This is a genomic window from Sphingomonas kyeonggiensis (assembly GCF_014196745.1).
Classification (GTDB): Bacteria; Pseudomonadota; Alphaproteobacteria; order Sphingomonadales; family Sphingomonadaceae; genus Sphingomonas; species Sphingomonas kyeonggiensis.
Genome location: NZ_JACIEH010000002.1, coordinates 1365600 through 1378219 on the forward strand (window position 1 = coordinate 1365600; position 12620 = coordinate 1378219).

Here is a 12620-nt window from a genome sequence, read left to right on the forward strand (position 1 = left end):
GGGGAAGTTCGCCTTCCAACGTTCGTCCAGCTTCGCCGCCGCGCTCTTGCCCTTCGCCGCGGCTATGAAGGAGATGCCGCGCAGCGTGACGCTGTGGCCGCCGAGCAGCTTGCCCGAGATAGTGTACCCACATCGTAGAGCGCGCTGTCCGAATGCGGCTCGCCATTGACCAGGAACTGGGTGGTGACCAGCACCGGAAGGCGCTCGTCGCCGCGACTGTTGTCGGGCAGCTTGGCCGCATTGCGCGCCTTTTTCAGCGCCTCGTCGAACCATTTCACGTCGATCCGCGGTTCGCCGGTGGTCTCCACCGCGGCGATGCCCAGCGGCGAGGGGAAGGCGATCTTCTGGCTCTGGACGGTCTGGTCGGCCGAAGACGGCTTGAGCACCAGCACGCGCTCGCCGGAATCTGCCGCGACCAGCACCAGCGTGCCGGCGCGGGCGGAGGCACGCTCGGCGCTCGCGCTCTCCGCAGCCTTGCTGTCGCTGCGCTCGCTCCAGTTGTTCCACAGGGTCAGCGCGGAGATGAGGACGGCAACCACCGCCAGCACTTCGCCCACGGTTATCCAGCGGCGACGGATCGCGGCGGCCTCGGCCGCGCGTTCCTCGTTCTTCTGATCCACAGGCGCTTCGGGTTCGGGGGAATCGAGACTCACGCCGGCCGTTCGATCATCCCGCGCCTGGGCGTCAAGCCGCTGCGCTCAGAACAGGAACTCGTCTGCCGCATCATGCGACGGACCGCTGCCCGGCGCCTTGGCCGCCGTCGCCGGGCGCGTGATCTTCGGCGCCTCCGCGAATGGCTTCACCCCGAAGGCCGGATAGATTTCCGAGGGGAAATAGATCGTCCCGCCCTTCACCACCATCGCGATGCGGTGCAGCTCGCGCAGATCCTTCGTAGGATCACCGGGCAGCAGCAGGAAGTCGGCGCGCTTGCCACGCGCGATCGAGCCCAGCTCCTGGTCGCGGCCTATATAGACTTCGGGCGTCAGCGTGCCGAGGCGCAGCACCTCGGGGATCGGGATGCCCGCCTCGCCATAGATTTCCAGCTCGCGATGCACCGACAACCCGGTCTGGTCGTCGGTGCCGGGCAGGAGCGTGATGCCGCGATCGTGGAGCAGCTTGAGCAGCTGCTTCACCTTGACCATCGCGCCGTCATAGGCGGCGGCATCCTCCGGCCCGGCGATCGGCGCGATCGCCTGGCGGCGGCGGCGCTGCAGGCCGATCGGCAGGTGATCGATATAGCTGGCGACCGAGGGGCTGGGCGCGCCATTGCGGCTGAGCATCAGCAGCTCGAGCGTCACGGCGGTCGGATCATGCGCGACATGACCGGCGACCATCGCGTCCACCGTCTTGCTCACCTTTGCCGAAGCGAGATCGAGCCCGGCCGTGCGCCGCATCGCGGTCAGGCGCAGCGGGGTGCGGGTATCCTCCTTGGGATCGAGCACCCAGCCAAGCATCAGCTGGTTGATATGAGTGACTTCGTTATAGCCCGCCGCGATCATCGCATCGGCATTGGTGAAGGCGGGGATGTGCCCGGTCACGCCCATGCCCAGCCGGTGCGCCTCCTGCGCGATGGCGGGCACCCAGGCGGGGTTCATGCTGTTGTAGATCTTGACCTGCCAATAGCCGCGCGCGGCATACCAACGGACGGCGTCGATCGCCGCGCTCTCGCTGTCGGCGACCACGCCCAGCCGCGCCGAATAGGGGCTGCGGCCCTCCAGGAAGCCGTTGGGCACGATGCGCGGCCCGGCGACTTCGCCCGCATCGATCCGGCGGATCAGCTGGGGCAGGAAGACATTGTCATTGCCCATGTCGCGCACCGAGGTGACGCCGGCGGCGATATAGAGCATCGCCGATTCCAGCCCGATATGCGCATGCATGTCGTGCAGCCCGGGGAGCAGCGTGCCGCCATTCCCCTCGATCGTCGCTTCGCCGGGCGAGGCGGGGGCGTCGAGCGGCTGGATGCCGGTGATCCGGCCCTCGGCGAACAGCACCGAGACCGGCTCGCCGAGCTTGCCCGAGGCCGCATCGAAGACGCGGACGTTGCGGATGCGCACCGGCGCGTCGATCTTGTGGGCGAAGCGCTGCTGGAGCGCGGCATAGCGCTTCGCGGTCAGCGCGGTCGCCAGCTTTGTCAGCGCCGGCACCTCCGCCTCATGGCCTTCGCGCACCACCGCGCCGCCGGTGTCGAGCACTGCGAAAAGACGCTGCTGGCCGTCGAGCAGGATCATCTCGGGCGAGAGGTCGATGCCGCTGATCGCATAGGCCTGATAGGTCGCGGTGCCGATCTTCGCCGGCCCCAGCTTCTCGATGCGCAGCTGCCCGCCGGGCATTGCCGGCAGCGTGCCGTCCGCGCGCTTGAGTAGGGCACGGGCATAAAGGCCGAGCGCCCAGGGGCTGGCATTCTGCCCGATATACAGGCCGGCGCCAGTGACGGGGGCGGTGCGCTCGCCCATGGAATCGGTCCAGCGCGCGGAACCTCCCTCGCGGGTGAAGCTCTCGTGCACATCGCCGCCGAAGGTCGACTTGCCGTCGAGCGCCCAGCGGACCGGCAGGCCGTCGGTGCCCAGCGCGATCGTCTCCGCCATGGTCGGGCCGCGGCCATTGTTCTTCACGTCATATTTGATCGTGACGTTGCTGCCCTGCTGGTCCGCATCGACGAAGCCGACCTTCTCGCCATTGGCGATCACGCTCAGCCGCTCATGCTGGGCAAGCGCGGGTGTGACGGTGAAGAGGGTGGAGGCGAGAAGAGCGGCACGCAAAAGGGTGGGCGACATCAGCTGAGCGAGCTCCGGTAGAGATGGGCGGCAACGGCCAGGTCCTGCACGGCATGGCCCAACGACTTGTAGAGGGTGATCTCATCGGCGCTTCGGCGGCCGGGGACGCGGCCGAGCAGGACTTCGCCTATCTCCGCGACGATATGGTCGTCCGTCACCACGCCGGCCTGCTTCGCCACTAGGAACTCGGCGGCGGCGTCCAGCGCGGAGGCGCGGCTGTCAGCGATATAGCGGCTCATGGCGACCAGCGCATTGTCGGCTTCGACCGGACCCGGGCCGCTCGATCCAACTAGGTTTACGTGCGTGCCGGGGCGCAGCCAGGCGCCGAGGATCACCGGCTCGGCCGAGGTGGTGAGCGTGCAGATCACGTCGGCCCGGCTGGTGGCGGCTTCGAGGTCGGAGACCGCTTCGGCGCCGATCGCGGCGAACTCGGCGGCGAGGCTCACCGCCTTGTCGAACGAGCGACCCCAGATATGCACGCGGTCGAAGTCGCGGACCAAAGGCAACGCGCGCAGATGGGTGCGCGCCTGGCCGCCAGTGCCGACGATCAGCAACGTGCGGGCATCGGCGCGAGCGAGCGCATCGGTGGCGACCGCGGTGGCCGCCGCGGTGCGGATATGGGTGATCTCCTCGGCATCGGCGATCGCGACCGGCTCGCCTTCGTCCGGCTCGAACAGCAGCACGACACCGCGATGCCGGCGGAGGCCCGGCGAACTGGGATCGGCGAAGACGCTTATCATCTTTGCGCCGAACATCTCGCGCTCGCCGAGCGCTCCGGGCATTTGGGCAAAGGTGCGACCCGAGCCCAGGGGGATCATCGTGCGGAGGAGCTGGCGGGTGGTGCTCGCGGACAGCGCCTCCATCGCGTCGCGGACGACGCGGATGCAGTCGGGATAGCTCAGGTGATCGCGCACATACTGGCCGTCGAAAATCGCCAGCTGCTCGCGCTTCATGCCTCGTCCTCCCGTCGAAACCTTGCAGGCAGGATAAGTCGGCGACCCCGCAAACGCTTGCCTGTCATCGTACTGTAATTTAGCGTTCGCGAAAATATGATCCAATTTTCGCCGGGGAGGCGCATAAATATGGCGGACAATCTCGACCGGATGGACATCAAGATCCTGGAGCGGCTGCAGATCGACGCCTCCGAGTCCTCCAGCGAGATCGCCGAGCGGGTGGGGCTGTCGCAATCGCCCTGCTGGCGCCGGATCCAGCGGCTGCGCGAGGAAGGCTATATCAAGGCGCAGGTCGCGATCCTCGATCGCGAGAAGTTCGGCGAGAGCATGTACATCTTCGCCCAGCTCAAGATGGGCCGGCTGAGCGACGAGGGCCGCGAGCGCTTCATGCGCGCGGTGGAGGAAATCCCCGAGATCACCGAGGCCTATACGCTGTTCGGCGAGATGGACGTGATGCTGAAGGTGCTGGCGCCGAGCATGGCTTGGTATCAGAATTTCACCTTCCGCACGCTTCTGCGCCTGCCCGGCGTCGAGGATATCCGATCGGTGGCGACGTTATCCGAGATGAAGTGCAGCCACCGCTTACCGCTGCCGTCGCGCTGACAGGGCGAAGCCGGCACCGACCAGCAGGAAGCCGGCGAGTTCGACCGCGCCGATGCTCTCGTGCAGGAAGATACCGGCGAAGATCGTGCCGAACATCGGCATCAGATAGAAGAACAGCCCTGCCCGCGCCGATCCGACCAGCGCCACCCCGCGGTTGAACAGGAAGAAGGCGAGGATCGACGGCCCGAGTGCGAGGTAGAGCAGCGCGGCGAACCCGCTCGCGTCCTTGAGCGGTAGCGGCGTCCCCATCGCAAGCTGGAAGGGCAGCATCAGCAGCGCGGCGCCTGCAAAGGTCAGGAACAGGAAGCTCGCCGGATGCACGCGCGGGCGCTTGCGCAGCAGCGTGGCGTAGAGCGACTGGGAGAGCATCGCCGCGCAGGCGAGCAGGGTACCCATGTTGAGGCTGCCCGAGGTGCCGGGCTTGCCGAGGATGACGCAGAGCACTCCGGCCAGCGCGAAGGCCATGGCACCCAGCTGGCGTGCCGCGGGGCGCTCGCCGAAGAACAGAAAGCCCAGGCCGATGATCGCGATCGGGATCGCCGATTGCACCAGCAGCGCCGGTGTCGCCCCGGTCACCCGCACCGCGTAATAGGCGAGGGTGTTGCTGCCGGCGAGGCCGAGCCCGGCGAGAAGCAGCAGCACCGGCCAGCCCCGGCGGATCAGCGGCCAGTCGCGCGCCAGATAGGGGAAGGCGAAGGGCAGGGTGAAGGGCACCGCCAGTGTCCAGCGCCAGAAGGAGATGCTCACCGGCGCCATGCCGTGCGGTATCGCCCGGCCGAGCACGAAGTTGCTTGCCCAGAGCGATGCCGCCAGCGTGAGCAGGAGGTAGGGGCTGTTCCACAGCGACCAGCGTGCGTTGGACGATCGCGTCCCGGCGCCCGTGGTCAGGTTCGCTCCGGTCATGCCACGCCCGCGCGGTCCAATGCGCGAAGCGCGTCGCAAAAGCGGGCGATGGTGGGCAGGGTGAAGCCGGCGATGTTGATCCGGCCGGAACCCGCCAGGTAGATCGCATGCTCGTCGCGCAGCCAGTCGATCTGGGTGCGGCTGAGCGGCAGCGTGGCGAACATGCCCTTGCCACGGGCGATCTGGGTCAGGTCGACCTTGCCGATCCGTCCTTCGGATGCCAGCGCCCGGCGCAGCCCGGCAAGCCGCTCGCGCACAATATCCAGCTCCTCGCGCCAGATGCGGGTGAGTTCGGCATCCTCCAGGATCACGCGGACGACGGCAGCGCCGTGATCGGGCGGCATCGACCAGTTCGCGCGGGCGAGCGCGAGGAGGTTGGAATGGGCGATCGCGCCCTGCTCTGCATCGGGTGCGGTCACCCACAGCGCGCCGACGCGCTCGCGATAGAGGCCGAAATTCTTGTTGCAGGAATAAGCGAGCAGGCCGAACGGTGCTGCTGCCAGCAATATGCGGGTGCCGAGCGAGTCTTCGCAGAAACCCTCGCCCAATCCCTGATAGGCGAGGTCAACCAGCGGCAACAGGCCGCGGCGCACCACCACCTCTGTGATTGCCTGCCAGCCGAGCGGGCCGGGATCGATCCCCATCGGGTTGTGGCAGCAGCCGTGCAGCAGCACCGCGTCACCAGGTGTCGCGCCATCCAACTCCTCAAGGAAATAGGCGAGGTCGAGATGCTGCGCGGCGATGCTGAAGCACTCGATGAAGCGCGGCTCGATCCCGGCTGCGAGGAATACCGGGGCGTGGTTCGCCCAGCTCGGCGCGGCGACCCAGATGCGGCGCACCCCGGCCTTGGCGAGCAGTTCGGCGGCGAGGCGCAGCGCGCCCGTGCCCCCCGGCGTCTGCAGCCCATGACGCCGCTCGACGGGCACGGCATTGCCCAGCACCTTGTCCGCCAGCCGCTCGACGAAGCCGATATCGCCTTCGGGGCCCAGATAGGACTTGCTCTGCTGCTCGCGCAGCAGCTTCTCCTCGGCCAGCTTCACCGCGCGCATCACCGGCGTGTTGCCGTCCTCATCGCGGAATACCCCGACGCCCAGGTCGATCTTTTCGGTGCGGGTATCGCGGCGAAAGGCGCCGATGATCTTCAGCAGCGGATCGGCGGGCTGGAGCGCAAGCGTATCGAACGACATGGTGAGACCCCTTTTGTTTATTGCGCTGCAAAATACGGGGGTGGCGCGCCAAAGTGCGTGCGAAATGGTCGGCCTTTTCGTGGATATTGCATCATCGATGTATGGATGTGGTAGTTCGTGCAAATTTGATGCAGGATCGCGGAATGGCGCGCGAACTCGACAGCTTCGATCTCCGTATCCTCGAGCAATGGCAGGTACAGGGCGATATTGGTCCGGTAGAGATGAGCGAGCGTGTGCACCTCTCCGCCTCGCAATGCTCGCGCCGGATGCATCAGCTGCGCGAGGCCGGTTATCTGGCGCGGGTGGCGGGCGTGCTGGATGCGGAAAAGCTGGGGATCGGCGTGAGCGCCTATGTGTTGCTGAGCCTGCGTTCGCACGAGCCCGGGTGGCTGGAGACCTTCCACCAGCGCATTACCGCCATGGATGAAGTGCTCGAATGCCAGGCGCTGACCGGGGAGGCGGACATCATCCTCAAGGTGGCCACGCGGGACCTGGCGAGCTTCAACAGCTTCCTGGTCAGCGAGCTGCTGGTCGCTCCCGAAGTGGCGACGGCGCGCTCCAGCATCGTGCTGGAAAACCTCAAGAGCAGCACGGCGCTGCCGGTCCGGTTCGCGCGGCAATCGGTCGGGCAGGGCCCCGACCACGCATAAATCATGTGCGGGGGCGGCTCTGCGGCGGGAGATCGCAGAAATTTTCGCGGCTCCAGCCGATAGGATCGGGGCAGCGGAGGAGAATTCATGACCAAGATTGCCCGAAACACTGTCCTGGCAATGGCCATTGCACTGGTGCCGGTTTCGGCGAGCAGCGGGGGGACCGCCGAGCCCGTGCCCGAACTGGCGATCACCATCGCGCCCTCCGCGCCCGACGCCGCGCACAACGTCCCCTATGTCGATGTGACGGTGGTCACACAGGGCGTGCACCGCAAGGCCGGGGAAGACCTGTTCAAGCTTGCGCTGGTCGCCAACACCGTGGTCACCAGCGGCAAGGACGTGCAGGGCCTGGCGATCACCGACGCCGCCGGCACGATCGCCGCCACGGTCAAGGATGTCGAGGAAGACGGCTCGAACCGCACCCGTATCTGGCAGGCGCCCCGCGCGATCGATGGTGCCGTGACTATCCGCTACCGCGTGCCGATCGATGCCGCCGCGCCGCCGCTCGCGCTGCCGCAATATGAGATGCGCACCGAGCTGGACGGCTTCTCCGCCGCCGCCAATGCGTTCGTGATCCTCCCCGCCGACGAGACCGCCCGCCGCGCGAAGATCCACTGGGACTTCGCCGCTTATGGCCCGGGCGGCATCGGTGTCTCCAGCTTCGGCGTCGGCGACGTTACCAGCAGCGAGCCGCTGCCCGCATCGCGCCTGTCCTCGGTCTATTACATGGCGGGCAAGCCCGGCGTGTTCCAGGCCGGTGGCGATGGCTTCTTCGCCGCCTGGCAGGGCACGCCGCCCTTCGCGATGGACCCGCTGATGCACTGGGCGGGCGACCTTCATCGCTTCTACGGCAAGTTCTTCGGGTACATGCCGCCCAGCTTCGGCGTGTTCGGGCGCACCAATGTCCGCAACCCGGGCAGCGGCATCGGCCTGACCGACAGCTTCGCCTTCACCTTCAACCACACGTCGAAGCCCGACGACCTCAAGTCGCTGCTCGCGCACGAGATGCTGCACAGCTGGGTGCGCTCGCTAGATGAATCGATGGACTCAGCGGGTGGGCTCGACCGCTCCTGGTTCGGCGAGGGGCTGGCCGTGCATTATCAGCGCATGCTGCCCTATCGCGCCGGGATGATAACCGCCGACGAATTCCTGGCCGACCTCAACGAGACCGCCGCGCGCTACTACACCAACATCAAGATCAACGTGCCGAACTCGGAGATCCCGGGCGGTTTCTGGAAGGACACCCGCATCCGCGTGCTGCCCTATGACCGCGGCTCGCTCTATTTCGCCGCGCTTGACGCCGCGGTGCGCAAGGCTTCGGCCGGCAAGCGCAGCCTCGATGACATGGTGCGGACGATGTTGGCGGTGCGCCAGGCCGGCAAGCCGATGAACGAGGCGCTGTGGCGTTCGCTGCTCAAGGAGCAGCTGGGCGCGAAGGGCGTCGCCGATCTCGACGCGATGCTCGCCGGCGGCACGGTCACCCCGCCGTCGGATGCCTTCGGTCCGGGCTTCCGCCGTGTCTCGCGCCAGCTGCGCCGGTTCGATCTCGGCTTCGATCCCGCCTCGCTGACCATCCGTCCCAAGCTGGTGAAGGGTCTGATCGCGGGCTCGGAGGCTGAGAAGGCCGGACTGCGGAACGGTGACGAGATCCTCAACACTTTCTCGCAGGACGGTCTCCAGGGCGACCAGACCCGCATGCTCACGCTCGAAGTGAAGCGCGGTACCGAGACATTGTCGATCCGCTATTTGCCACGGGGCGAGACGGTGGCTGCCTGGCAGTGGGAACCTGTTCCCAGACAGAGCAGGTGATGCCACTGCGTGGCTGGCGAAGAAGCCGCCGGCACGGGGGCAAGCTTCCTGGACTTCGCGCGTGTGGGCGTGGAGGCGCTTCGCCGGGTCGAACGACAGCTCGCTAGGACAGCGTGCCCAGCGTACGCGAATTGCAGCCGAGAGCCCCTCCGGCCCGCATCCGGTCGTCACCATCGCGATTCAAGGTCGCACCGATCCGCACCTGCAACAACCGTGCCCGCTTTCTCTGTCGGATGCCCAAAAGGCGACAGTCGGGAAGCGGCCCACAAGCCGCCGGGCCGTTCTGCGCAAAAGCTACCGGTCGGCATCGCGCGCCAAAAGTCGGCCATCCGACCGCCCGACACTTTCCCGAAAGCCGACGTACGTCACAAGCCGCGATCGGCACGATTGGTGGATAGCGGCCCGTCCGCTCTGGAGCATTCGAACGGCATTTCATGGCGATCGTTCATGCGGTCGTCGGCGGACATCCTTTAGGGTGCGGGACCTCGTTTTATCGAGAGGGTTCGCTTGCCGCCTTGCGGAGGGCGCGAAGATCCAGGCCTAGCCGCTGAACCTTGTAGTAGAAGGTCTTGCGGGGAATACAGAGGCGTTCGATCGCAGCGCCGATGTCGCCGCGAGTCGCATGCACGGCCTGCATAATGGCCTCGCGCTCAAACGCCGCCACCCGCATCGGGAGCGCATCAATGCAGTCGGGCACGTGGGGATCGGCGATTTCCTCCACGCCGTGCACGATGCGGACGGCATAATGGGCGATCTCGCGCACATTGCCCGGCCAATCATGCTCGCGCAGATAGCGCCGCTGGCCTTCGGAAAGCGGCGGCAGATCGCGGCCCAACCGGGCCACCTCCTCGCCAGCGAAATGGGCAAACAACAGAGGAATGTCCTCGCGCCGCTCGCGCACGGGCGGCACGCGCAGGCGGACCCCTGCCAGCCGATAGAAGAGCGCGGGATCCATCGTGCCGACAGCCGGCCGATCGTGGTCGCTGCCGGTTGCGATCACGCGAAGATCGATCGGCACCGCATCCTCGGGACGGCGACCCAGAATCGCGCGCTCCTCGATCAATGCCTTCAGGCGAAGCTGCAATGGGCGCGACGCCTGATCGACATCGTCGAGAAAGAGCGTGCCGCGATGTGCGGAGACGACGCTGCCGTCGCCCGCGCGCGCGAACAGATCCGTATCGAGCAGCGCATCGGGATAGCCGGCGCAGGCCACGCGGCGAAAACGGTGCCGGGCGCGCCGGCCCGCACGATGGATCAGGCGGGCGAGCATCTCTTTGCCGGTGCCGGTCTCGCCCTCGATGTACAGGTCGATCGCCGCATCGGCCAGAGCAGGGATCATTTCGCGCAGGCGGCGGATGGCCGGCGAATCCCCGATTAGGGCCGGCATGTCGTCAGCGCCCGCCAGCGCCTTCAGTCGCCGGTTTTCCAGCGCTAGGGAGCGCGCCGTGCCCGCACGCGCGACGGCGGCAAGCAACGCATCGGGATCGAAGGGCTTGGTCAGGAAATCCCAGGCGCCCGCTTGCAGCGCCGCCACAGCCATGGCCACATCGCCGTGGCCGGTGAGCAGCAGTACTGGAAGCGTCGCATCGCGCGCCTGCAGGATGGCGAGCAGCTCCGTGCCGGACATGTGCGGCATACGCACGTCGCTGACCACCACGCCCGGATAATCAGCCTCGATCATGGCCAAGGCGTGGGTTGCCAGCGCGAAACTGTCCACCGCATAGCCGGCGAGCGAGAGAATCTGCGCGGTCGACGCGCGCATATCGGCATCGTCCTCGACCAGCGCGATGCGGAGGGCCGCTTCGGTCGTCACGGCCGCCGCAGCTCCATCTCGAAGCAGGCGCCCGCTTCGGAGGGCACGAGCCGGAGCACGCCGCCCAGGTCGGCCATGATGTCCTGCGCGATCACCAGCCCCAGGCCGAGCCCGGTGGGCCGGCTGGTGACGAAGGGGGTGAAGATGCGGGCGACGACGTCCGCCGCGACGCCGGGGCCGTTGTCGGTCACCGAGAGCCGGACCGCATCCGGCTGGAGCGTAAGCGCTACCTCCACGCGCGGATCGGTGCGCCCGATCAGCGCCTCGATCGCATTCTGGAGAAGGATGACCAGCACCTGCTCCAGCCGGATGCGTCCGCCCGTCACATGCAGGCCCGGCGGGATATCTGGCCAGATCATGAGGACGCGCGAAAGCTGATCCTTCAGGATCAGACGCGCGCCCTCCACTATGTCTGCGAGGGGCACGGGGCCGATCTCGCCGCTGCCCTTGCGCGAGAAGCCCCTCAATTCGTCCGTGACGCGGCCGATCCGCTCGGTGAGGCGCGCGATCGCCTTCAGGTTTTCGCGCACCGTCTCCGTATCGCCGCGATCGAGCAGCTTTTCGCCAGAGGTGGCATAATTGCGGATCGCGGCGACGGGCTGGGCGGTCTCATGCGCCACGCTGGCCGTGATCTGCCCCAGTGTGGCGAGGCGATTGGCCTGGCGCAGCGCGTCGCGCAACTCGGCCGCCTTCGCCTCGGCGCTCGCCCGGTCGCGCATCTCGCGGGTAAGGTCGGCGGTCCGTTCGGCCACGGCGAGTTCCAGCGCGGCGGTCTGTTCGGCGCGGCGGCGGCGGCGTTCCCGCACTGCCACGAGCAGGCCGACCAATGCGAGCGAGGCCAGCAGCGCGGCGATCCGCGCCGAGCGCACAGGGTCGCCGATCGCCTTTTGCTCCGGCATGCCGAGCACTACCCGCCAGCCCATCGCGTCGGGCGGCGTCTGTGCGAGGAGGAAAGTGCCGCCCCGCGCTGGCATTGCGATCCGCGTTTCGTCCAGCGGCCGGAACGGTGTCGGGAGTAGGGCGGCGATGCCGATGTCCGTGCCGACGCGCTTCGCGACGGCAGGGGCGATGGGTCGCGTGGTCGCAAAGCGCCAGTCGCGCCGGCTGGTGACGAGGATGATCCCCTGCGCGTTCGTGACGTAGGTGATGCCGCCCGCCGATCGCCACTGCCGCTCGATTCGATCGAACTCCAGTTTGACGACGACGACGCCCTGGCCCGTGGCGGTACGGCGCGTGAGGTAGAGGCCGGGAACGCGGCTGACCATGCCGAGCGCGAATTGCTCGCCCGCGCCGGTTGCGTGCGCATCGGTATAATAGCGGCGAAAGCGATAGTCGCGGCCGACGAAGGAGGTAGCGGTCTGCCAGTTGCTGGCGGCGATCGCACGGCCGCTCTCGTCGATCACGTAGATGGTGGCCGCGCCGGTCTGACCGGCGAGCCGCTGCAGCTTGCGATCGAGCAGATCGCGCGCGCCCGGCGCCCGCGCCAGCGCGGAGATCACGTCGCGATCGTCGGTGAGCGCCAGCGGCAGGAGCCGGAAACGCGCGATCTCGCTCGACAGCAGCGCCTGCCGCAAGCGCGCATCTGCCGTAACGGTGGCTGCAAACGACTCACGCGCGCGTCGCTCCGCGACCAGACCGGCCAGCAAGATTGCGGAGGCGGCGAGCAGCATCGCGGTGAGCGCTGTGAGGGGCCAACGAACCGGTCCGACCATCCGCATAAGGCAGACTTACAGCGTTGCTCCCGGTTGTGCAATTATTTGCACTTCTAGGCGAAGTGATGTGCATGAAATGATACATGCTGCACCGCGCAGATGTAGATATATCATTGATATAAAATTGTTTTTTTAATGTTCATTGGTGCGTTTGTCCGCATCGACATGCCGCATATCGTCCCTCTCACCCGGACCGGCCGCCAGAGACCGCACCGA

Annotated in this window: 10 protein-coding genes; 3 read left to right on the forward strand and 7 right to left on the reverse strand. The window is 67.2% G+C overall.

What is annotated here, in order from left to right:
• Positions 1 to 62 precede the first annotated feature (62 nt).
• The 3 genes from GGR46_RS14655 to GGR46_RS14665 are packed head-to-tail and all read right to left on the reverse strand — an operon-like array spanning position 63 to position 3727.
• On the reverse strand, positions 63 to 653 hold the full coding sequence (locus tag GGR46_RS14655) for a hypothetical protein (RefSeq protein ID WP_343058176.1): 591 nt from the start codon (positions 651 to 653) through the stop codon (positions 63 to 65).
• A gap of 45 nt (positions 654 to 698) precedes the next feature.
• Positions 699 to 2774: an amidohydrolase family protein gene (locus GGR46_RS14660; protein ID WP_183998661.1), complete on the reverse strand. Its 2076-nt coding sequence runs from the start codon at positions 2772 to 2774 to the stop codon at positions 699 to 701.
• Positions 2774 to 3727, reverse strand: coding sequence for an ornithine cyclodeaminase family protein (locus tag GGR46_RS14665; RefSeq protein ID WP_183998662.1), 954 nt, complete (start codon positions 3725 to 3727; stop codon positions 2774 to 2776). Before GGR46_RS14665 ends, GGR46_RS14660 begins: the two co-directional genes overlap by 1 nt.
• 129 nt (positions 3728 to 3856) lie before the next feature.
• Here GGR46_RS14665 and GGR46_RS14670 point away from each other — a divergent pair, with 129 nt between their 5' ends.
• Positions 3857 to 4330, forward strand: coding sequence for an Lrp/AsnC family transcriptional regulator (locus GGR46_RS14670; RefSeq protein ID WP_183998663.1), 474 nt, complete (start codon positions 3857 to 3859; stop codon positions 4328 to 4330).
• Here the strand turns inward: GGR46_RS14670 and GGR46_RS14675 are convergent.
• Both GGR46_RS14675 and GGR46_RS14680 read right to left on the reverse strand, forming a co-directional pair.
• On the reverse strand, positions 4310 to 5233 hold the full coding sequence (locus GGR46_RS14675) for a DMT family transporter (protein ID WP_183998664.1): 924 nt from the start codon (positions 5231 to 5233) through the stop codon (positions 4310 to 4312). The two genes, GGR46_RS14670 and GGR46_RS14675, sit on opposite strands and share 21 nt — an antisense overlap.
• On the reverse strand, positions 5230 to 6420 hold the full coding sequence (locus GGR46_RS14680; protein ID WP_183998665.1) for an aromatic amino acid transaminase: 1191 nt from the start codon (positions 6418 to 6420) through the stop codon (positions 5230 to 5232). The genes GGR46_RS14675 and GGR46_RS14680 overlap by 4 nt, the downstream gene beginning before the upstream one ends.
• Positions 6421 to 6563: 143 nt before the next feature.
• On the opposite strand from GGR46_RS14680, the gene GGR46_RS14685 reads away from it, so the two are divergent.
• Both GGR46_RS14685 and GGR46_RS14690 read left to right on the forward strand, forming a co-directional pair.
• Positions 6564 to 7070 carry an Lrp/AsnC family transcriptional regulator gene (locus tag GGR46_RS14685; RefSeq protein ID WP_183998666.1) on the forward strand — a complete coding sequence of 169 codons (507 nt, stop codon included), beginning with the start codon at positions 6564 to 6566 and terminating at the stop codon, positions 7068 to 7070.
• A gap of 87 nt (positions 7071 to 7157) precedes the next feature.
• Positions 7158 to 8879, forward strand: a complete 1722-nt coding sequence (locus tag GGR46_RS14690; protein WP_183998667.1) for a M61 family metallopeptidase — start codon at positions 7158 to 7160, stop codon at positions 8877 to 8879.
• 490 nt (positions 8880 to 9369) lie between these two features.
• On the opposite strand, the gene GGR46_RS14695 is transcribed toward GGR46_RS14690, so the two are convergent.
• Positions 9370 to 10692 carry a sigma-54-dependent transcriptional regulator gene (locus tag GGR46_RS14695; RefSeq protein ID WP_343058177.1) on the reverse strand — a complete coding sequence of 441 codons (1323 nt, stop codon included), beginning with the start codon at positions 10690 to 10692 and terminating at the stop codon, positions 9370 to 9372.
• Positions 10689 to 12410, reverse strand: a complete 1722-nt coding sequence (locus tag GGR46_RS14700; protein WP_246426093.1) for a sensor histidine kinase — start codon at positions 12408 to 12410, stop codon at positions 10689 to 10691. Before GGR46_RS14700 ends, GGR46_RS14695 begins: the two co-directional genes overlap by 4 nt.
• Between the last annotated feature and the right edge of the window lie 210 nt (positions 12411 to 12620).